Annotated in this window: 18 protein-coding genes; 7 read left to right on the top strand and 11 right to left on the bottom strand. The window is 65.3% G+C overall.

Annotated features, from left to right (window positions below; translation table 11 throughout):
- Nucleotides 1-2 precede the first annotated feature (2 nt).
- Nucleotides 3-1,082 carry a D-TA family PLP-dependent enzyme gene (locus KMZ68_RS11410; protein WP_215615863.1) on the top strand — a complete coding sequence of 360 codons (1,080 nt, stop codon included), beginning with the start codon at nucleotides 3-5 and terminating at the stop codon, nucleotides 1,080-1,082.
- A 37-nt stretch (nucleotides 1,083-1,119) separates the two neighbouring features.
- Here KMZ68_RS11410 and KMZ68_RS11405 read toward each other — a convergent pair whose 3' ends face one another.
- From KMZ68_RS11405 to KMZ68_RS11370, 8 genes are all read right to left on the bottom strand, one after another.
- Nucleotides 1,120-2,367 carry an NAD(P)/FAD-dependent oxidoreductase gene (locus KMZ68_RS11405; protein WP_249779592.1) on the bottom strand — a complete coding sequence of 416 codons (1,248 nt, stop codon included), beginning with the start codon at nucleotides 2,365-2,367 and terminating at the stop codon, nucleotides 1,120-1,122.
- 159 nt (nucleotides 2,368-2,526) lie between these two features.
- Nucleotides 2,527-3,444 carry an SDR family NAD(P)-dependent oxidoreductase gene (locus KMZ68_RS11400; RefSeq protein ID WP_215615861.1) on the bottom strand — a complete coding sequence of 306 codons (918 nt, stop codon included), beginning with the start codon at nucleotides 3,442-3,444 and terminating at the stop codon, nucleotides 2,527-2,529.
- Nucleotides 3,445-3,571: 127 nt separating this feature from the next.
- Nucleotides 3,572-4,051, bottom strand: a complete 480-nt coding sequence (locus tag KMZ68_RS11395; protein WP_215615860.1) for a MaoC family dehydratase — start codon at nucleotides 4,049-4,051, stop codon at nucleotides 3,572-3,574.
- Nucleotides 4,052-4,054: 3 nt separating this feature from the next.
- Nucleotides 4,055-5,791 carry an AMP-binding protein gene (locus tag KMZ68_RS11390; protein ID WP_215615859.1) on the bottom strand — a complete coding sequence of 579 codons (1,737 nt, stop codon included), beginning with the start codon at nucleotides 5,789-5,791 and terminating at the stop codon, nucleotides 4,055-4,057.
- Nucleotides 5,792-5,801: 10 nt separating this feature from the next.
- On the bottom strand, nucleotides 5,802-6,689 hold the full coding sequence (mmsB, locus tag KMZ68_RS11385) for a 3-hydroxyisobutyrate dehydrogenase (protein ID WP_215615858.1): 888 nt from the start codon (nucleotides 6,687-6,689) through the stop codon (nucleotides 5,802-5,804).
- Between the two features lie 39 nt (nucleotides 6,690-6,728).
- Nucleotides 6,729-7,811 (bottom strand): enoyl-CoA hydratase/isomerase family protein, encoded by a 1,083-nt coding sequence (locus KMZ68_RS11380; RefSeq protein WP_215615857.1) that lies wholly within the window; start codon nucleotides 7,809-7,811, stop codon nucleotides 6,729-6,731.
- Complete coding sequence (locus KMZ68_RS11375; protein WP_215615856.1) at nucleotides 7,808-8,953, bottom strand: isobutyryl-CoA dehydrogenase; 1,146 nt, start codon at nucleotides 8,951-8,953, stop codon at nucleotides 7,808-7,810. The genes KMZ68_RS11380 and KMZ68_RS11375 overlap by 4 nt, the downstream gene beginning before the upstream one ends.
- Before the next feature lie 14 nt (nucleotides 8,954-8,967).
- On the bottom strand, nucleotides 8,968-10,464 hold the full coding sequence (locus KMZ68_RS11370) for a CoA-acylating methylmalonate-semialdehyde dehydrogenase (protein ID WP_215615855.1): 1,497 nt from the start codon (nucleotides 10,462-10,464) through the stop codon (nucleotides 8,968-8,970).
- A 99-nt stretch (nucleotides 10,465-10,563) separates the two neighbouring features.
- Here KMZ68_RS11370 and KMZ68_RS11365 point away from each other — a divergent pair, with 99 nt between their 5' ends.
- Nucleotides 10,564-11,478 carry a LysR family transcriptional regulator gene (locus KMZ68_RS11365; RefSeq protein WP_215615854.1) on the top strand — a complete coding sequence of 305 codons (915 nt, stop codon included), beginning with the start codon at nucleotides 10,564-10,566 and terminating at the stop codon, nucleotides 11,476-11,478.
- Here the strand turns inward: KMZ68_RS11365 and KMZ68_RS11360 are convergent.
- Complete coding sequence (locus KMZ68_RS11360; RefSeq protein ID WP_215615853.1) at nucleotides 11,475-12,089, bottom strand: TetR/AcrR family transcriptional regulator; 615 nt, start codon at nucleotides 12,087-12,089, stop codon at nucleotides 11,475-11,477. The genes KMZ68_RS11365 and KMZ68_RS11360 overlap by 4 nt on opposite strands.
- A gap of 81 nt (nucleotides 12,090-12,170) precedes the next feature.
- Nucleotides 12,171-12,719, bottom strand: a complete 549-nt coding sequence (locus KMZ68_RS11355) for a PaaI family thioesterase (protein ID WP_371741446.1) — start codon at nucleotides 12,717-12,719, stop codon at nucleotides 12,171-12,173.
- Nucleotides 12,720-12,883: 164 nt separating this feature from the next.
- Here KMZ68_RS11355 and KMZ68_RS11350 point away from each other — a divergent pair, with 164 nt between their 5' ends.
- Complete coding sequence (locus KMZ68_RS11350; RefSeq protein ID WP_215615852.1) at nucleotides 12,884-13,654, top strand: enoyl-CoA hydratase; 771 nt, start codon at nucleotides 12,884-12,886, stop codon at nucleotides 13,652-13,654.
- Between the two features lie 6 nt (nucleotides 13,655-13,660).
- Here the strand turns inward: KMZ68_RS11350 and KMZ68_RS11345 are convergent, their stop codons facing one another.
- Entirely contained in the window at nucleotides 13,661-14,476 is an 816-nt protein-coding gene (locus KMZ68_RS11345; protein ID WP_215615851.1) for an enoyl-CoA hydratase/isomerase family protein, read from the bottom strand.
- Nucleotides 14,477-14,627: 151 nt separating this feature from the next.
- Here KMZ68_RS11345 and KMZ68_RS11340 point away from each other — a divergent pair, with 151 nt between their 5' ends.
- From KMZ68_RS11340 to KMZ68_RS11325, 4 genes are all read left to right on the top strand, one after another.
- Nucleotides 14,628-16,319 (top strand): FAD-dependent monooxygenase, encoded by a 1,692-nt coding sequence (locus tag KMZ68_RS11340; RefSeq protein ID WP_215615850.1) that lies wholly within the window; start codon nucleotides 14,628-14,630, stop codon nucleotides 16,317-16,319.
- The gene (locus KMZ68_RS11335; RefSeq protein WP_215615849.1) at nucleotides 16,316-16,501 is read left to right on the top strand and encodes a hypothetical protein; all 186 of its coding nucleotides are present in this window, start codon (nucleotides 16,316-16,318) and stop codon (nucleotides 16,499-16,501) included. The genes KMZ68_RS11340 and KMZ68_RS11335 overlap by 4 nt, the downstream gene beginning before the upstream one ends.
- Before the next feature lie 158 nt (nucleotides 16,502-16,659).
- Nucleotides 16,660-17,856, top strand: a complete 1,197-nt coding sequence (locus KMZ68_RS11330) for an acetyl-CoA C-acyltransferase (RefSeq protein ID WP_215615848.1) — start codon at nucleotides 16,660-16,662, stop codon at nucleotides 17,854-17,856.
- A gap of 237 nt (nucleotides 17,857-18,093) precedes the next feature.
- Nucleotides 18,094-19,377 carry an MFS transporter gene (locus KMZ68_RS11325; RefSeq protein ID WP_215615847.1) on the top strand — a complete coding sequence of 428 codons (1,284 nt, stop codon included), beginning with the start codon at nucleotides 18,094-18,096 and terminating at the stop codon, nucleotides 19,375-19,377.
- Nucleotides 19,378-19,439: the final 62 nt, after the last annotated feature.

The following is a 19,439-nucleotide window of genomic DNA, read 5'->3' as shown; positions in this document are numbered from 1 at the left end:
GAATGACCACGCCCCTCGCCGCCAAGATCGCCCGTGAATATGGCACGCCTTGCGCCGTCATCGACATGGAGCGCGTGGAACGCAACATCGCGCGGATCCAGGCCGTCTGCGACGCGGCCGGGGTCGCCAACCGGCCGCACATCAAGACCCACAAGAGCCCTGTGCTGGCGCGGTTGCAGATCGCGGCCGGCGCCAAGGGCATCACCTGCCAGAAGCTCGGCGAGGCTGAGGTGATGGCGAACGCCGGGATCGACGACATCCTGATCAGCTATAATCTGATCGGCGAAGAGAAAATGGCGCGGCTCGGCGCGCTGCAGGCCAGGGCCAATATGACGGTCGCCGCCGACAATTCGACCGTGATTGCCGGCCTGCCGCAGGCGGCCGCCGCCTCCGGCCGGCCGCTCTCGGTGGTGGTCGAATGCGATACCGGGCGCAAGCGCGCCGGGGTCGAAACCCCGGCCGAAGCCATCGCATTGGCGCGCGAGATCGCAGCGTCGAAGGGATTGCTGTTCGCGGGCTTCATGCTGTACCCGACCGAGACCGGCTGGGCGGAGGCGCAGAAGTTCTACGACGAGGCATTGGCCGGCGTGCGCGCGCACGGGCTCGATGCGGCGATGGTCTCCACCGGCGGCTCGCCGAACCTGAAGAACGTTGGAAAACTCAAGGGCGCCACCGAGCACCGGCCCGGCACCTATATCTATAACGACCGCATGCAGGTCGCGGCCGGCGTCGCCAGCTGGGACGATTGCGCGCTGAATATCTATTCGACAGTGGTCAGCCGCGCAGGCCCGGACCGCGGCATTCTCGACGCCGGATCGAAGACACTGACCTCGGACACCGGCGGGCTGGAGGGCCACGGCCTGATCCTCGAACATCCCGAGGCCAAGATCGCCCGCTTTGCCGAGGAGCACGGCTTTCTCGATCTGACCCGCAGCAACACCCGGCCCAATGTCGGCGACGTCGTGCGGATCGTGCCGAACCATGTCTGCGTCGTCGTCAACATGATGGACGAGGTGGTGATGGTGCGCGGCGAGGAAATCGTCGGCACTCTGCCGGTGGCGGCAAGGGGGAAGTTGCGGTAGGCGAATGGCGAGTAGCGAATAGGGAAAGTTCCACTCGCTATTCGCTATTCGCCATTCGCATCTCAAGCCACCTCAACACACCCTTCCCCGCCGCCACTCCCGTCGCGAATGACGCCTGCAGCAGGTAGCCGCCGGTCGGGGCCTCCCAGTCGAGCATTTCGCCTGATGCGAATACCCCGGGCAAACGGCGGAGCATGAAATCGGCGTCAACCTCGTCGAAGGCAATGCCGCCCGCGGTCGAGATCGCGCGCGCGATCGGGGCGATGCCGGTGAGCCGGACCGGCACCGCGTTGATCAATGCGGCGAGATTTTCCGTCGGCAGCGACGACAGCGACGTGCCCGAGGCTATCGCCGCCTCCTGCAACAGGCCGATGGCGACAGGCGAAAGATGCGCCGCCTTGCGCAGCCAGTTTGAAAGGGATTGCTTGCCGCGGGGGGCAGATAGCCGGGCCGCCAGATCGGGGATCTTCAGATCGGGCCGCAAGGCGATGTGCAGCCTCGCCTGCCCTGCCTTGATAATGGCTTCGCGCAACACCGCTGACAGCGCATAGATCGCGCCGCCCTCGATGCCGGCGCGAGTGATCAAGGCCTCGCCTCGCACGCTGTGTTCGCCGAACGACAGTTCAATGCCCTTGAGCGGATGCCCCTCGAAACGGTTTCGGAAGACATCGGACCAAGCTACCACGAAACCGCAATTGGCCGATCGCAGCGGCGAGATCGTTATACCCTTCGATCTGAGTATTTCCACCCATGCGCCGGTCGACCCAAGCCGCGGCCAGCTGGCGCCGCCGAGCGCCAGCACGGTGGCGTGCGCACCGGCAGCGCGCGGTCCGTCGGGCGTTTCAAACAGCAAACGGCCCTGCTCGTCCCAGCCGGTCCAGCGGTGGCGCAGCGCGAATTTCACGCCCATGGAATCCAGCCGCCGCAGCCATGCGCGCAGCAGCGGCGAGGCTTTCAATGCTTCGGGAAAAACCCGGCCGCTGGAACCGACGAAGGTCGGCTGGCCCAGCCCCTCGCTCCATGCGCGCAAAGCGTCCGGCGGAAATGCTTCAATAGCTGCGGCGAGTTGCGGCGACGCCTTGCCGTAGCGGGTGAGGAATTCCTCGAGCTTCTCGCTGTGAGTCAGATTGAGTCCGCCGCGCCCGGCCATCAGGAACTTGCGGCCCGCCGACGGCATCGCGTCATAGACGGTGACGCGCGCGCCGCCCTGCGCCAGCACCTCGGCGGCCATCAGGCCGGCGGGGCCGGCGCCGATGACGGCGACATCCACTTGCGATGTTGTCACGCCTGCGGCCAAGACGCGCTCCCTCCCGGCACACCGGACCTCATCCTGATGAGCGGCCAATTGGCCGCGTCTCGAAGGATGGCCGCGAGTTCATTCGTTGCCTCCATCCTTCGAGACGCTTGCTTCGCAAGCTCCTCAGGATGAGGCTGTCGCAAGCATCTACAGCTTGATCCCCGCCCGTGCCGCGGCCTGGGCGACATATTTCTGGGTCTGCTCGAACGCGCCCTGCAGCGCCTTCGCTCTCGACATGTCGGAGATCTCGGCGAAATGCGCGGCAACCGCATCGGGGGTCCAGTCGGATTGGGCCAGGTTGATGCCCTCGGTTTCCATGACCTTGATCACCGCGAACGAACCCGCGCCCGCGCCCATGATGGTGCGGGTCGGCGCGTCCTCGCTGAGCAGGTACTCCACCGCGGGCGTAATCGCTTCCGGCTTCAACAGCGCCTGCGCCTGCGGCGGCAGCAGTTCCTCCGTCATCCGGGTCGCCGCGGTCGGCGAGATCGTGTTGACGCGGATGTTGTTCTTGCGGCCCTCTTCCGCCAGCACGTTCATCAGGCCGACCATGCCGGCTTTCGCAGCACCGTAATTGGCTTGGCCGAAATTGCCGAACAGGCCGGACGACGAGGTGGTGACGACGATGCGGCCGTAATTGCGCTCGCGCATGCCGTCCCACACCGCCTTGCAGCAATAGAAGGTACCGATCAGATGCACGTCGAGCACTTTGGCGAAGTCGGCTACTTCCATCTTGGCAAACGACTTGTCGCGCAAAATGCCGGCATTGGCGCAGAGCAGATCGACGCTGCCCCACTCTTTGGTGGCGCGAGCCACCATCGCCTTGACCTGCTCGAAGTTCGAGACGTCGGCGCCGTCGGCCATCGCCACACCGCCCGCCTTGCGGATTTCCTCGACCACGGTTTCGGCCGGGCTCAACGATCCGCCGGTGCCGTCGCGCGCGCCGCCGAAGTCGTTGACCACGACCTTGGCGCCGCGGCTCGCCAATCCCAGCGCGTGCGCCCGTCCAAGACCATTGCCCGCGCCGGTAACGATGGCGACGCGTCCGTCAAATCTGATTGCCATGAGTAAAATTCCCGGAGTTTGGTTTCCCTCGTCATGCCCGGCCTCGTGCCGGGCATCCACGTCTTCTTGGTTGCTGCATAGCAAGACGTGGATGGCCGGGACAAGCCCGGCCATGACGGCTGAGACATCAAGCGAAATAGATCAAACCGAGCCAGTCGGCCACCAGCGCGGGTTTTTCCTCGCCCTCGATCTCGACGGTGACATTGGTGCGCGACAGCAGTTCGGTCGGCTTGCGCAGCTTGGCTTCCGCGAGCGTGAAGCGGCCGCGGACGCGCTTGCCGGAACGCACCGGCGAAAGGAAGCGCAGTTTGTCGAAGCCGTAATTGACCCCCATGGTGGTGCCTGCGATCACGGGCATCACCTCGTAGGACATGATGCTCAACAGCGACATGGTCAGGAAGCCGTGCGCCACCGTGCCGCCGAACGCGGTTTCGCGCCTGGCGCGCTCGGGATCGACATGAATGAACTGATGATCCTCGATCACGTCGGCGTAGACGTCGATCCGGTTCTGATCAAGCAGATGCCATGACGACACCCCGACTTCGTGGCCGACCATGTTCTGATAGGCCTCAAGCGAGATCGGGGGTTTCTTCCAGACTTCATTCATTCCTTAGTTCTCCGACGATCCGGCCGCCCGCACCTTTTGCAGCTCCGGGAAATCCTCTTCGCGGAATTCGTCGCCCCTCAAGGGGTCGCCGCGATCGTTGTCATGCTCCAGCCGGCGCAACTGCACGCGGCGGATTTTTCCGGAAATCGTCTTCGGCAATTCCGTCACCAGTTCGATCCGCCGGATGCGCTTGAACGGCGCCAGCCGCTTGTGCAGGTGCTGGAAGATCGACAGCGCGGTTTCCGCCGAGCGCTCCGCACCCGATACCAGCAGCACATAGGCTTTCGGGATCGCCAGCCGGATCGGATCCGGACTGGGCACGACCGCGGCCTCCGCCACCTTCTCATGTTCCAGCAAAATGCTTTCGAGTTCGAACGGGCTGATCCGGTAATCCGACGACTTGAAGACGTCGTCGGAGCGGCCGACGAAGGTCAGGTACCCATCCTCGTCGGCGAACACGACGTCGCCGCTGCGATAGCGATCGCCGTCGGCGCCCGAGAGCTTGCCGTCGTCGCCCTGATAACCCTGCATCAGGCCGGCCGGCCTGTCGTCGCCGAGCAACAGGGTGACCTCGCCCTCTTTCGTCACCTGGCCGTCGATATCGGTAATCTGGACGCGGTAACCCGGCAGCGGGCGGCCCATCGACCCGACCTTGACCTTCTGTCCCGGCGAATTGCCGGCCAGCGCCGTGGTCTCGGTCTGGCCGTAGCCATCGCGGATGGTGAGCCCCCAGGCGGCGCGCACCTGATCGATCACTTCGGGATTGAGCGGTTCGCCGGCGCCGCAGACTTCGCGCAACGATACCTTGAAGGTGTCGAGCTTCTCCTGGATGAACAGCCGCCACACAGTCGGCGGCGCGCACAGCGTGGTGACGCCGCAGCGGCCGATGGTCGCGAGCAGTCCCTTGGCGTCGAAGCGCGGCTGGTTGACCACGAACACGGTCGCGCCGGCGTTCCAGGGCGCGAAGAAGCAGCTCCAGGCGTGCTTGGCCCAGCCCGGCGAGGAAATGTTCAGATGCACGTCGCCCGGCTGCAGGCCGAGCCAGAACATGGTCGAGAGCGCGCCGACCGGATAGCTGCGCTGGCTGTGCCGCACCAGTTTCGGTTTGGCGGTCGTGCCCGAAGTGAAATACAGCAGCATCGGATCGTTGGCGCCGGTCGGGCCATCAGGTACAAAACTTTCCGGAAACTCCGCAACCTGCTCGTAAGCCAGCCAGCCGTCCTGCTGCGAGGATGCACCGACCACGATCCGAACAAGCCGTTCGGCGCCGAGACCTGAGAATTTCGCGACCTGATCCTGCGTCGCCACCACGACCTTGGCGCGGCCGCGATCCAGCCGGTCGCGCAATTCGTCCGGCGTCAGCAACGTGGTGGCGGGGATCACCACCACCCCGAGCTTCATCGCCGCCAGCATGGTCTCCCACAGCGGCACGACATTGCCGAGCAGCAAGAGCAGATGATCGCCGCGCTTCAGTCCCTGCGCGCGCAGGAAATTGGCGACTTGATTGGAACGGCGGGACAGCGCCTCGAACGACAGCTTCGTCTCCCGGTTGCTGCCGGCATCCACGATCCACAGCGCCGCGCGATCCTTGCTGTCGGGGTTGCGCGCCAGTTCCGCGTCGAACCAGTCCAGCGCCCAGTTGAACGGCGCCGGATCCGGCCAGCGGAAATCCGCAACCGCCTTGTCGTAATCGGTCCGATGCCTGAGGAGGAATGCGCGCGCTTCCTGGAAGGTCGTCATCGATTGCCTGTCATTTTCCGGCCAGACTCCGCACGTGCTGAATGATCCCCGAGAAATCGACCCCGCCATGCCCGGCGGCGTCGAATGCCTTGTAGATTTCCTGCGCATGCTTGCCAAGCGGCGTCGCAGCGCCCGTCGCCTTGGCGGCGTCCTGCGCCAGCGTGAGGTCCTTCACCATCAGGGTCGAGGCAAAGCCGGGCTTGTAGTCGTTGTTCGCGGGCGAGGTCGGCACCGGGCCCGGCACCGGGCAATAGGATGTCAGCGCCCAGCATTGTCCCGATGACGTCGAGGCGACGTCGAACAGCGCCTGATGCGACAACCCCAGTTTCTCGGCGAGCGCAAAGGCCTCACCGACCGCGATCATGGAAACGGCCAGGATCATGTTGTTGCAGATTTTCGCCGCCTGCCCGGCACCGGCGCCGCCGCAATGCACGATCTTCTTGCCCATCTTCTCCAACACAGGCTTGGCCGCCGCGAACGCCTTGTCGTCGCCGCCGCACATGAAGGTCAGCGTCGCACCCTTGGCGCCGCCGGTGCCGCCGGACACCGGCGCGTCGACCGAAACAGCACCGTATTTGGCCGCCAGCGCATGGGCCTGCTTGGCGCTTTCAACATCGATGGTCGAGCAGTCGATGATCAGCGTCCCCTTCGCCATCGCCGGGACGACTTCGTTCCAGACCGACAGCACATGCTTGCCCGCGGGCAGCATGGTGACTACGACGTCGGCTCCCTTCACCGCGGCAACGGAGTTCTCGGCAATCACAGCCCCGTCAGCCTTGGCCTGGGTGCGCGACGCTTCCACCAGATCGAACGCGGTAACCTTATGACCGCCCTTGACCAGATTGGCCGCCATCGGCCCGCCCATATTGCCGAGACCGATGAATGCGATCGTTGCCATGGTATTTCCTCCGCTTCCAGTCGTTGCTGTTCTTGTCGCTTAGAACTTGAGTTCGTCGGTGCCGATCTCGGCGAAGTAAGGCGCCACCATTTCGGGCGTCACGTCATCGATCCGAGCCGGCGACCATTTCGGGTTACGGTCCTTGTCGATCACGGCGGCGCGTACGCCCTCGCGAAAATCGTCGCTGGCGAACACTTCCAGCGCGGCGCGATATTCCCGCACCAGGCATTGTTCGAGCGAGGACGCCGCCCGCGCCAGCCGCAGCAATTTCAGCGCCACCACCATGCCGCGCGGCGACTTCTCATTCAACGTCTTCAGCGTCGCCTGCGCCAGTTCCGAGCTATCCGCCTGCAGCGCTGCGACGATATCCTGCATCCGGTCAAAGCCAAACCAGCGGTCGATCTGCGGCTCGATCGCGGCAACGGGTCCCGCGGTCTCGCCGGTCGCGAAACCATCGATCACGCCCTTGACCTCCGCCGCCGTCACGCCGGGACAAAGCTTCGTCAGCGCCTCGCGCAGGGCGGCCAGTTCACCTGACGGCACCACCGCATCGGCGAACCCGGCATAAACCGCATCGGGACCGTTCATGGTCTGGCCGGTGAGCCCAAAATAGGTGCCGACCTCGCCCGGCGTGCGCGCCAGCAGCCAGGTGCCGCCGACATCCGGGAAGAAGCCGAGGCCGACTTCCGGCATCGCGAGCCTGGTGCGTTCGGTGACGACGCGATGGCTGCTGTGCGCCGACAGCCCGACGCCGCCGCCCATCACGATGCCGTCCATGAAGGACACATAGGGTTTTGCGAACCTGGCGATACGGGCGTTGAGGATGTACTCCTCGCGCCACAGGATCTTGCCGAGATCGCCTTTGACCTTCGAGCTCTCCCAGAGCGCGCGGATATCGCCGCCGGCGCACAGGCCGCGCTCGCCGGCGCCTTCCAGCAGGATCACGCCGACCGCAGGATCGGCCTCGAACGCGTCGAGCGCCTTGTCGACGTCGCGAAACATCTGCAGCGTCACCGCATTGATCGCCTTCGGCCGGTTGAGCCGGATCACCCCGACGGCGCCCTCGCGCCGGGCGATCAGGTCGGGTTCCGGCGCCCCGGCAGCGGCAGTCGCCGCCGTCATCGCGCACCCTCGATCAATTTCCGCGATACGATCAGCCGCATGATTTCATTGGTGCCTTCGAGGATCTGGTGCACGCGCAGGTCGCGCACGATCTTTTCGATGCCGTATTCGCTGAGGTAACCGTAGCCGCCATGCAGTTGCAGCGCCTGGTTGGCGACCTCGAAGCCGACATCGGTGCCGAAGCGTTTGGCCATCGCGCACAGCATGGTGGCGTCCGCATCCTTGCGGTCGAGCGCCGCCGCCGCGCGCCACACGAAGGTGCGCGCCGCCTCCAGTTCGGTCGCCATGTCGGCGAGACGAAACTGCAGCGCCTGGAATTCGTCGAGGCGTTTGCCGAAGGCTTTCCGCTCTTTCATATAGGCGAGCGACTTGTCGAGCGCCGATTGCGCGCCGCCGAGCGAACAGGCCGCGATATTGATGCGGCCGCCGTCGAGCCCGGCCATCGCGATCTTGAAGCCGATGCCCTCGTCGCCGAGCCGGTTTTCGACCGGCACCCGCGCATTCTCGAAAATCACCGCGCGGGTCGGTTGCGCGTTCCAGCCCATCTTGCGCTCGTTGGCGCCGAACGACAGCCCCGGCGTGTCACCCTCGATCACCAGCGTCGAGATGCCGCCGGGCCCCTCGCCGCCGGTCCGCACCATCACCACATAGAGATCGCCCTTGCCGGCGCCGGAGATGAACTGCTTCTGGCCGTTCAGCACATAATGATCGCCGTCGCGCACCGCACGGGTGCGCAGCGCGGCGGCATCCGATCCCGAGCCCGGCTCGGTCAGGCAATAGCTTGCCAACAGCTCCATGGTGCAGAGCTTCGGCAGCCACTTCCTCCGCTGCGCGTCGTTGCCATAGGCATCGATCATCCACGACGCCATGTTGTGGATCGAGATGAAGGCCGACACCGTCGGACAGCCCTGCGCCAGCGCCTCGAAGATCAGCGCGGCGTCGAACCGCGTCATGTCAGAGCCGCCGACGTCGTCGCGGATATAGACGCCGCCGATGCCGAGGCCGGCGGCCTCGCGCATCACGTCGACCGGAAAATGCTTCTCCTCGTCCCAGCGGATCGCATGCGGCGCGATTTTTTCCGCGGCGAAATCCCGCGCCATATCGCGAACCGCAATCTGGTCCTCGTTGAGAGCGAACTGCATTGGCTACCGGGCGTCTACTTCATCGTCGGAATCGAGAACTCCGCGCCTTCCTTGACGCCGGAGGGCCAGCGCGAAGTCACCGTCTTGGTCTTGGTGTAGAAGCGCACGGAATCCGGTCCATATTGATTGAGATCGCCGAAGCCGGAACGTTTCCAGCCGCCGAAGGTGTAGTACGCGACCGGCACCGGGATCGGCACGTTGATCCCGACCATGCCGACATTGACCCTGGCCGCGAAGTCGCGCGCGGCGTCGCCATCGCGCGTGAAGATCGCAACGCCGTTGCCGTAGTCGTGTTCGGACGGCAGTCGCAGCGCCTCATCGTAGTCATGGGCGCGCACGACCGACAGCACAGGACCGAAAATCTCTTCCTTGTAGATCCGCATGTCCTTGGTGACGTTGTCGAACAGACAACCACCCATGTAAAAGCCGTTCTCATAGCCCTGCATCTTGAAGCCGCGGCCGTCGACGGCGAGTTTGGCGCCCTCCTTGATGCCGATCTCGACATAGTTCCTGACGCGGTTGAGCGCCTCCTTGGTCACAAGCGGACCGAAATCGGCGGTCGGATCGATCGAGGGCCCGATCTTCAGATTCTCGACGCGCGGAATCAACTTTTCCATCAGCCGGTCGGCCGTGGTCTTGCCGACGGGAACCGCCACCGATACCGCCATGCAGCGCTCGCCCGCAGCGCCGTATCCGGCGCCGACCAGCGCATCCACGGTCTGATCCATGTCGGCGTCAGGCATAATGATGGCGTGGTTCTTGGCGCCGCCAAAGCATTGTGCGCGCTTGCCGGTCGCCGCCGCCCGTTCATAAATATACTGCGCAATCGGCGAAGAGCCGACGAAGCCGACGGCGCGGATGTCGGGATCGTCGAGGATGGCGTCGACCGCTTCCTTGTCGCCGTTGACCACGTTGAGGATGCCCGGCGGGAGCCCCGCCTCCAGCATCAGTTCCGCAAGCCTCATCGGCACGCCGGGGTCGCGTTCCGATGGCTTCAGGATGAAGGCATTGCCGCAGGCGATCGCGGGCGCGAATTTCCACATCGGAATCATCGCCGGAAAATTGAACGGGGTAATGCCGGCGACGACTCCCAGAGGCTGGCGCATCGAATAGATATCGATGCCCGGGCCGGCGCCTTCGGTATATTCACCCTTCATCAATTGCGGAATGCCGAGAGCGAACTCCACCACCTCGACGCCGCGCAGAATGTCGCCCTTCGCGTCGGGAAGGGTCTTGCCATGTTCGCGGGCGAGCAATTCGGCCAGGGCATCGTTGTCGCGCGCCACCAGTTCGAGGAATTTCATGAGAACGCGAACCCGGCGCTGCGGGTTGGTCGCGCCCCATTCCGGCTGCGCGGCCTTGGCGTTCTCGACGGCGGCGCGCAGCTCGGCCTTGGTGGCCAGATCGACCTTGGCCTGGACCGTACCGGTCATCGGCTCGAAAACGTCGGCCGTACGTCCCGATGTGCCCTTGACCTCGCGGCCGCCGATGAAATGTCCGATTAAGCGCATTGAATGATCTCCCTGGTCCCGGCTGGATCGCTTTCAGACCCTTTGGACCCGCATTTTGTAGTATTCAAGTCCGAGATGTTGCACCATAGATGTGCGCAAATGCAGGATCAAGGCGGCATGATCGACTGGGATGACTTCCGCTTCGTGCTGGCCATTGTGCGCGGCGGATCGGTCTCCGCGGCTGCCAAACAGCTCGGCGTCGATCATGCCACCGTGATCCGGCGTGTCGACCGGCTGGAACGCCATCTTTCGGCAAAGCTGTTTGATCGCCGCAAGAGCGGATACCTCCTGACCGAAGCCGGCCAGCGCGTCGCCGACAGCGCGGAGGCGATGGAATCGACCATCGTCGCCAACCAGGAGGCGGTCGGCGGGTCGCGCGCCCACCTGACCGGCACGGTGCGGATCGGCGCGCCCGATGGCTTCGGCAGCCACTTCCTGGCCTCGCGGCTGGTGCGGTTCACCGAGCGCTATCCGGATCTCGATCTGCAGCTCGTCGCCACCGCGCGGCTGTTCAGCCTGTCGAAGCGCGAGGCCGACATCGCGATCAGCCTGTCGATGCCGAAGGAGGGCCGGATCGTCGGGCGCAAGCTGCTCGACTACAGCCTCGGGCTCTATGCCGCGCCGGCCTATCTCGATCGTTTCCCTGCGATCGCGACCCGCAGCGACCTGCCCCGGCACCGCTTCGTCGGCTACATCGAGGACTTGCTGTTCACGCCCGAACTGGACTATCTGCCGCAGGTCTCGCCGAAGATTTCGGCCAAATTCCGCAGCGCCAATCTGATCGCGCAGCTCAACGCCACCATCGCCGGATTCGGGATTGCGGTGCTGCCGCACTTCATGGCGACCGCGCATCCCGAACTGCGTCCGGTATTGCCGGACGAAATCTCGATCTCGCGCACCTTCTGGCTGTTGATGCACGCCGACAGCAAGGACCTGGCGCGGATTCGCGCCGTTGCCGATTACATCTACGAGACGGTGGAGCGCGAGCGCGCGTTGTTTAACCGGCCAACCTAATTCGACGGGGATTTCCTCGCCGCAGGCTTCGCCGGCGCCGCGCGGCCCAGCGTGGCCTCACGCCCGGCGCCCAGAATTTCGTCGGAAAAATCGCCGGTGCCGGCGATGCGGGCCAGTACCAGCGTGCCCACCATGGTCGCGAGCGCTGATATCGCCTGCTTGCGAGCGGCCTTGCGCGTCAGTTCCGGAAGCTGCGCCGCCAGCATGTCGATCATCTGCTCCAATTTGGCCGCGAACGCCTTGCGGGCCTTCGGGCTCTCACGGGCGATTTCCGCGCCCAGCGCCGTCAGCGAGCAGCCATGGCCGGGATCGTCGCGATGCAGCGAGGTCAGATAGGAATCCACGATCGCCGCCAGCCGCTTTTCCGGCGCCGTCGCGGCGGCGAGCTTGCGCCAGTGCTCGGTCGAGCGGTCCATCGCATAGCCGAAGGCCTCGATCACCAGCGCTTCCCGGGAGTCGAAGTGGGCGTAGAACCCGCCATGGGTCAGCCCGGCCTCCTTCATCAGGTCGGCGACGCCGATGCCGTGCGCGCCCTTTTCGCGAAGCCGCACCGAGGCTTTCTTCACGATCCGGGCGTGGGTCTCGAGCTTGTGTTCCCTGGAATAGCGCATCGGCGGTCCCATAAGATGTTTGCAGTCATATAATGGCGCTTGATAGCATTTGGCGCCGAACAATGCTGCATCTTATTTGCTTCAGGTGGCTTCGCCGACCATCGAGAACGTCGCCGTCGCGTGCACTGCAAGATTGCCGTTGCCGTCGCGAACCGAGCCTTCGGCGTAGCTGGTCTGGCGGCCGAGCTTGACGAGCTTTCCCTCGGCGGAAATCGTGCCCGACTTGACCGACAAGGGTCGAAGGTAGCTGAGTTTCAGGTCGAGGGTGACCGCGCCCTGCCCGGCCGGCAGCATGGTGGAGATCGCGCAGCCCATCGCGGTGTCGAGCAGGGCCGCCGCGGTCGCCCCATGCAGCAAGCCGATGGTGTTTTCGAGCGCCTCGTGCGGCTCCATTTCCATCACGATCCGGCCGGGCTCGGCGACGCGCAGCCGAAAATCGATCAGCCTGGCCATCGGCGGCTCCGGCAGGATGCCGTCGCGGATCGCCCGCATCGTCTCCAGCCCGGACATCCCGGCGGCCGCCCTCGCCACCGGCCCCGGCGCCTGCCAGTCCACCACCCGTTCCCGCCTCCATGCCGCCGTGAAAAGGTCGATGGATTCCGCCGTATCAATCCTGCCAGCCGCGGTCATGGGCCTTCCTCCATTATAAATGATGATCGTCATATTATAGCAGCGGCTGCCGCTTCGCAATGGGCGGACGGCCCCGGCGGCGATCGGCCTGGCTCCACTTGACAAGGCGACGTTTTGCCGGGAAGTGGCACCAACCGCGCACTTCACCAATTGCGAGACCGTCCATGGAAATGCTCAATCCCTATTGCGGCGTCGACCGCGACCCGCGCGGCGTCGTCCGCCTGACGATCTGCAATGCCGGCTCGCTCAACATCCTCGGCACCCCGGCCATCGGCGGCGTGCGCGAAGGGCTGGAGGCGCTTAGCAACGACAAGCAGATCCGGGTGCTTGTGGTCGCCGGGCAAAGCGAAAAGAGCATGATCGGCGGCGCCGACATCAAGGAAATGGCGAAACTCGATCAGGCCTCGGCGGAGAAATTCATCACCGGCCTGCGCGACCTCTGCGAGGCCGCGCGCGCGTTCCCGGCACCGGTCATTGCGCGGATGCCGGGCTGGTGCCTCGGCGGCGGGCTCGAATTCGCCGCCGCCTGCGACTTCCGGATCGCCGCGCACGACGCCCATTTCGGCATGCCCGAAGTTCGCGTCGGCATCCCCTCGGTCATCCATGCCGCGTTGCTGCCGCGGCTGATCGGCTGGGGCCGCGCCCGCTGGCTGGTGATGACGGCGGAGAATATCGACGCGCCCACCGCGCTCGCCTGGGGATTGGTCGATGTGGTCGCGCCATCAGGCGGCCTCGACGCCGCGGTCGAGAAGACCGTGGCGGCGCTGCTGGAATGCGGCCCCGAGGCGCTGCGCGCGCAGAAGGCGCTGCTCCGGCAATGGGAAGAACTGCCGCTGAAAGAATCCGTCGACCTCTCGATCGCCGTGTTCGGGCAATCCTTCCTGACCGGCGAGCCGCAGCGGCTGATGCAGGGTTTTATCAATCGCAAGCGGTAGGCGGGTTCAGCGGCCCTCGAATTTCGGCTCCCGCTTCTCCATGAAGGCCTTGATGCCCTCCTGCATGTCCTGCGTCTTGAACAGCGGCAGGAGTTGCAGATAGACGTGGTGCACATGGTCCGGAAAGGTCTCGTTGAGCCCCATCCGCATCATCCGCTTGGCGGCCTGCACCGCCAGCGGCGCATTGGCCGCGATCTCGCGCGCCACCGCGCGCGCCCGCCCCATCAGTTCGGCGTCCGGCACCACCTCGTTGGCGAGGCCCCAGTCGAGGCATTCGCGCGCGCTGAGCGTGCGCCCGGTGAAGATCAGTTCGGAAGCCTTGGCCCAGCCGATCATCCGCGGCAGGAACCAGGTGCCGCCGGACTCCGGCACCACGCCGCGCTTGACGAAGGCCGCCGCAAGTTTCCCCGACTCCGCCATGATGCGGATGTCGCAGCCGAGCGCGGTGTCCATGCCGTAACCGGCCGCGCCGCCATTGACTGCGCAGATCGTCGGCTTGTCCATCGCCTGCAGCACTGTCGGCGGGGTGTTGCGCAGATCGAGCGACGTCGATGAGGATGCTGAGCTGATCCCCTCCCCGCTGCGTTCCTTGCGCAGATCGAGGCCGGCGCAGAAGGCGCGGCCGTTGCCGGTCAGGATGACGCACCGCACCGCTCTGTCCTCGTTGGCCCTGATCAGGAGTCGCGTGAGATCGTTCAGCATCGGCCCGGAGATCGTGTTCATGCGCGCGGGCGCATTGAGCGTGATGACCGCAATGCCGTCATCGACGTCGTACAGGACTTCGCTGGATTCGGTCTGCTCGGCGCGTGCGGATTGATTCATCGTAAGCGTCTCTTTCAATCGCGAAGGTGGGCGGTGATCGCGTTCCGGCGCATGCTGCCTTGCCATCCGGCCTCTTTCAAGCTGTAGTCCACCGGACGCCTGTCGCAAACGAAGCCGCACAGCCGGCCTGAGAACAAAAAACAGGAAACGCATGAGACCTGCCGGCAAAGGGCCGCTCGATTCCCTCTATTTCCACTATCCGACCTTCCCGGCGCGGCGCGCCCCCGAGCTCGACGGCCTCGCGGCGCGTCATCCGGTCGCGATTGTCGGCGCCGGCCCGATCGGCATGACCGCGGCGCTGGTGCTGGCGCGATACGGCATCCGCAGCGTCCTGCTCGACCGCAAGGACACCTTCAACGACGGCAGCCGCGCCATCTGCATCGCGCGGCCGAGCATGCATATCCTGGAGCGGATCGGGGCGGTCAAGCCCTTCGTCGAAAAGGCGCTGGGCTGGCGCTACGGCCGCAGCTATTACCGCGGCGAGCAGATCTTCCGGCTGGAGATGCCGCAGCCGCCGGGCGAGAAATACCTGCCGATGTACAATCTGCAGCAGCAATATATCGAAAAATTCCTGCACGACGCGGTCGCCGCCTGCGACCTCGTCGACATGCGCTGGCAGAGCGAGGTCGCTGACGTCGAATGCCGCAACGACGGCGTGTCGCTCCGTGTTGCCTCGCCGGCCGGCGATTATCGCCTCGAGGCCGACTACGTGCTCGCCGCCGACGGCGCGCGCTCGCCGGTTCGTTCACGGCTGGGCCTGCGCCTGAAGGGCGAGAACTACGAAGGCAAATATGTCATCGCGGATATCCGCATGGATCACGACTTTCCGACCGAGCGCCGCGCCTTTTTCGAGCCGAGCGGCAATCCCGGCGGCACCGTGCTGATCCACAAGCAGCCGGACGACATCTGGCGGGTGGACTACCAGCTCCGCGAAGGCGAGAGCGAGGAAGAGGCCTTGCGCGAGGAAAATATCCGCGCCCGCGTCGGCGCCATCCTCAAAGATATCGGCCACGACAAGCCGTGGGAACTGGAATGGTGGAGCATCTATTCCGCCAACACGCTGTGCCTCGACGACTACCGGCACGGCCGGGTGTTCTTCATCGGTGACGCCGCGCATATCGTGCCGATCTTCGGCGTGCGCGGTCTCAACAACGGCCTCGCCGACGCCGATAATCTCGGCTGGAAGCTCGCAGCCGTGCTCAAGGGCGAGGCGGACGAAAAGCTGCTCGACAGCTATTCGCCGGAGCGGCGCGGCGCCACGCTGGACGTGTTCGCCAACGCCACCAAGAGCACCCGCTTCATGACCCCGCCGACCCGCGGCTGGCGGCTCGCGCGCGAAGCGGCGCTCTCGCTCAGCCTCCGTCACGAATTTCCGCGCGGCCTCGCCAATCCCAGGCAGATGCAGCCCTACACCTATTCGGAAAGCCCGCTGACGCCCTACGCCAGCCGCGATGCCGACTTTGCGGCCGGACCGGCCAGCGGCAGCGCCTCGCCCAACGCCAGGCTGACCGACGGCAGCTTTCTTCTGGATCGCGCCGGCGACGGCCTGACCGCGATCCTGTTCGGCGACGGCGCGGCCAATACCGAACAGGCCGGACTTCTCGATCAACTCGGCAAGCTCGACCGGCGCTTCATTGCATTGCGGATTCAACCCCCGGGCCTCGCGGCCACGGCAGATGCGATTGCCGACGGGGATGGCGAAATCGCCCGGCTGTTCAATGCTCGGCCGGGGACGCTCTATCTGCTGCGTCCGGACCTGCACATCGCCGGGCGCTGGAAGACCATCGCAGCCGACGAAGTCCTGCGCACCGCGCGCCTCTGCCTGGGGAGAACGGCGCCATGAGCACGATGCGTTCCGAAGACTTCGAAGCCGCCTACGAGACGCTGGCGACAGCGATCGATTCGGCCGGCCCCGAGCGCGAGGCACTGTTTCTGACCCGGCTGGCGCTGCTGCTCGGCCATGAACTCGGCGACATCGCCGCCTTCAGGAAAGCGATCCTGACGGCGCTCGAAGGTATTGAATAAGCGGGTCAATCCGGCGGCCTGAGGCCGCCGATCCCCCTCGCCGGCCAGTTCACGATAATTTATCCCGCATCGCCGTTGCAAATCCCGCGGCGCATCATATGATGATCATAATTCAAACGGCATTGCCTTCGCGCGCAAAGAATTTGAGGAGCCCCGCCATGGCCGCAGCTTCCGATCCCGTCGTCATCGTTTCCGCCGCCCGCACTCCGCTCGGCCGGTTCATGGGCGAGTTGTCGCCGTTCAGCGCCCACCAACTCGGCTCCCACGTCATCGGCGCAGCTCTTCAGCGGGCCAAATTGCCACCGGAGCGGATCGACGAAGTGTTCATGGGCTGCGTGCTGCCGGCCGGTCAGGGCCAGGCCCCGGCGCGGCAGGCCGCGCGCGGCGCCAAACTGCCGGACGCGACGGGAGCGACCACCATCAACAAGGTCTGCGGTTCCGGCATGAAGGCCACGATGCTGGCGCATGACATCATCCATGCCGGCTCCGCCGACATCGTGTTGTCCGGCGGCATGGAGAGCATGACCAACGCGCCGTACCTGCTGGCAAAGGCACGCGGCGGTTACCGCGCCGGCCATGACCGCATCATCGACCACATGATGATGGACGGCCTCGAAGACGCCTATGAGACCGGCCGCTCGATGGGCGATTTCGGCGAAGCCACTGCCGAGGCCTATCAGTTCACCCGCGCCGACCAGGACGCCTACGCCATGGAAACGCTGACCCGCGCCCGCAAGGCGGTGGAAGGCGGCGCGTTCAGGGCCGAGATCGCGCCGATCACGGTCACCGAAAAGTCCGGCCCGCGCGTCATCGCCAATGACGAGCATCCGCTCAAGGTCGATCCCGCCAAGATTCCCGGGTTGAAGCCGGCATTCCGCGCGGGCGGCACGATCACGCCGGCCGCCTCGTCGGCCAATGCCGACGGCGCCGCGGCGCTGATCCTCGCGAAGCGCTCGCTCGCCGACCGCAACGGCCTCCCTGTACTGGCCGAGATCAAGGGCCACGCCACCCACAGCCAGGAACCGCAATGGTTCACCACGGCGCCGATCCCGGCGATCCGTAAATTGCTCGACAAGGTCGGCTGGAGCGCCGGCGATGTCGATCTGTTCGAGATCAACGAGGCCTTTGCAGTGGTGGCGATGGCCGCGCAGCGCGATCTCGGAATCCCCCGCGACAAACTCAACATCAACGGCGGCGCCTGCGCGCTCGGCCATCCGATCGGCGCCACCGGCGCCCGCCTGATCGTCACGCTGCTGCATGCGCTGGAAGCGCAGAACCTGAAACGCGGCGTCGCCGCGCTCTGCATTGGCGGCGGCGAAGCCACCGCCATCGCCGTGGAGCGCATCGTCCACTAGGCCCAGACTTCAATTGGTCCACGTGTGGTCGCGGCGGCCATGAGAATTGCAGATACTGGTTTTGTCCTGAATTGAGGGAAATATGGCATTTCGGACATCGGAGGCTCGTGCAACATGCCGCGGTCAAGCAAGGCTTCGAAAGGCTCAATCCGTTTCCATTGCGGATTTGATCCAACCGAGTGCGGCGCCTAGGTCATCTGGCCTCATCATCACCCGGAATTCCGGCAAGGAACTTTCATGATCTCCAATTGGCTGTCAGCCGCCCTCGCCCGCCGCAACATCCATTACGGCTGGGTGATGGTCGGCGTGACCTTCCTCACTGCGCTGATCACCGCCGGCACGGTCGGCGCGCCCGGCGTCTTCATCGTGCCGCTGCAACAGGAATTCGGCTGGAGCACCGCGGAGATTTCCTCGGCGCTGTCGATCCGCTTCATCCTGTTCGGACTGATGGCGCCGTTCGCCGCCGCGTTGCTCAACCGTTACGGTTTGCGCAACGTCACCCTGTTGTCCTTGCTGATCGTGGCTTCTGCGCTGGTGATGTCGCTCGCGATGACAGACGTCTGGCACCTGGTGCTGCTGTGGGGCGTCGTCATCGGCCTCGGCACTGGCATGACCGCGCTGGTATTGGGCGCCACCATCGCTACGCGCTGGTTCGCCGCGCGGCGCGGCCTTGTCGTTGGCATCCTCACCGCCAGCGTCGCCACCGGACAACTGGTGTTTCTGCCGCTGCTCGCTGCCATCACCGAGCGGCTGGGCTGGCGGATCGCGCTGCTGCTGGTCTGCGTCATGCTCGGCGTCGCCGCCTTGGCGGTGCTGCTGGTGGTGCGCGACCGCCCGAGCGATCTCGGATTGCGGCCGTTCGGCGATGCAGGCACCGAGCCGCTGCCGGCGCCGCCGCCCAATACCGCGCCGATCATGGCGGCGGCGCTCGGCACCCTGCGCGATGCCGCCAGGACACGGGTGTTCTGGATCCTGTTCGCCACCTTCTTCATCTGCGGCGCCAGCACCAACGGCCTGGTTCAGGTCCATCTGATTCCGATGTGCCTCGATTTCGGCATCCCGCAGGTCCAGGCCGCCGGCCTGCTCGCCGCCATGGGTATCTTCGATTTCGTCGGCACTATCCTGTCGGGCTGGCTGTCGGACCGCTACGACAATCGCTGGCTGCTGTTCTGGTATTACGGCCTGCGCGGGCTGTCGCTGCTGCTGCTGCCGTTTTCCGATTTCTCGTTCTACGGGCTGTCGCTGTTTGCGATGTTCTACGGCCTCGACTGGATCGCGACGGTGCCGCCGACGGTGCGGCTGACCGCGCAACGATTCGGGCCGGAACGTGCCAATCTGGTGTTCGGCTGGATCTTCGCCGGCCATCAACTGGGCGCCGGCGCCGCCGCCTTCGGCGCCGGACTGTCGCGGACAATGCTGGCGAGCTACCTGCCGGCCTTCTTCATCGCCGGCGCGCTGTGCATCATCGCGGCGCTGATTATTCTTGCGGTCTCGCGGCCGCCGAAACCGGTCATCGCCTGAGGGCGGCGAATAGCGAGTGGCGAATAGAGTTTCCCCATTCGCTACTCCCTATTCGCTACTCG

The organism is Bradyrhizobium sediminis (assembly GCF_018736105.1).
Taxonomy (GTDB): domain Bacteria; phylum Pseudomonadota; class Alphaproteobacteria; order Rhizobiales; family Xanthobacteraceae; genus Bradyrhizobium.
The sequence above is the reverse complement of the archived record's forward strand: the minus strand, read 5'-3'. Positions and strand labels throughout refer to the sequence as shown.

Coding starts and splice junctions, on each gene's coding strand:
- KMZ68_RS11410 (WP_215615863.1), top strand. CDS start 3: ATGACCACGCCCCTCGCCGCCAAGATCGCCCGTGAATATGGCACGCCT.
- KMZ68_RS11400 (WP_215615861.1), bottom strand. CDS start 3,444: ATGGCAATCAGATTTGACGGACGCGTCGCCATCGTTACCGGCGCGGGC.
- KMZ68_RS11395 (WP_215615860.1), bottom strand. CDS start 4,051: ATGAATGAAGTCTGGAAGAAACCCCCGATCTCGCTTGAGGCCTATCAG.
- KMZ68_RS11390 (WP_215615859.1), bottom strand. CDS start 5,791: ATGACGACCTTCCAGGAAGCGCGCGCATTCCTCCTCAGGCATCGGACC.
- mmsB (WP_215615858.1), bottom strand. CDS start 6,689: ATGGCAACGATCGCATTCATCGGTCTCGGCAATATGGGCGGGCCGATG.
- KMZ68_RS11380 (WP_215615857.1), bottom strand. CDS start 7,811: ATGACGGCGGCGACTGCCGCTGCCGGGGCGCCGGAACCCGACCTGATC.
- KMZ68_RS11375 (WP_215615856.1), bottom strand. CDS start 8,953: ATGCAGTTCGCTCTCAACGAGGACCAGATTGCGGTTCGCGATATGGCG.
- KMZ68_RS11370 (WP_215615855.1), bottom strand. CDS start 10,464: ATGCGCTTAATCGGACATTTCATCGGCGGCCGCGAGGTCAAGGGCACA.
- KMZ68_RS11365 (WP_215615854.1), top strand. CDS start 10,564: ATGCAGGATCAAGGCGGCATGATCGACTGGGATGACTTCCGCTTCGTG.
- KMZ68_RS11360 (WP_215615853.1), bottom strand. CDS start 12,089: ATGCGCTATTCCAGGGAACACAAGCTCGAGACCCACGCCCGGATCGTG.
- KMZ68_RS11355 (WP_371741446.1), bottom strand. CDS start 12,719: ATGACCGCGGCTGGCAGGATTGATACGGCGGAATCCATCGACCTTTTC.
- KMZ68_RS11350 (WP_215615852.1), top strand. CDS start 12,884: ATGGAAATGCTCAATCCCTATTGCGGCGTCGACCGCGACCCGCGCGGC.
- KMZ68_RS11345 (WP_215615851.1), bottom strand. CDS start 14,476: ATGAATCAATCCGCACGCGCCGAGCAGACCGAATCCAGCGAAGTCCTG.
- KMZ68_RS11340 (WP_215615850.1), top strand. CDS start 14,628: ATGAGACCTGCCGGCAAAGGGCCGCTCGATTCCCTCTATTTCCACTAT.
- KMZ68_RS11335 (WP_215615849.1), top strand. CDS start 16,316: ATGAGCACGATGCGTTCCGAAGACTTCGAAGCCGCCTACGAGACGCTG.
- KMZ68_RS11330 (WP_215615848.1), top strand. CDS start 16,660: ATGGCCGCAGCTTCCGATCCCGTCGTCATCGTTTCCGCCGCCCGCACT.
- KMZ68_RS11325 (WP_215615847.1), top strand. CDS start 18,094: ATGATCTCCAATTGGCTGTCAGCCGCCCTCGCCCGCCGCAACATCCAT.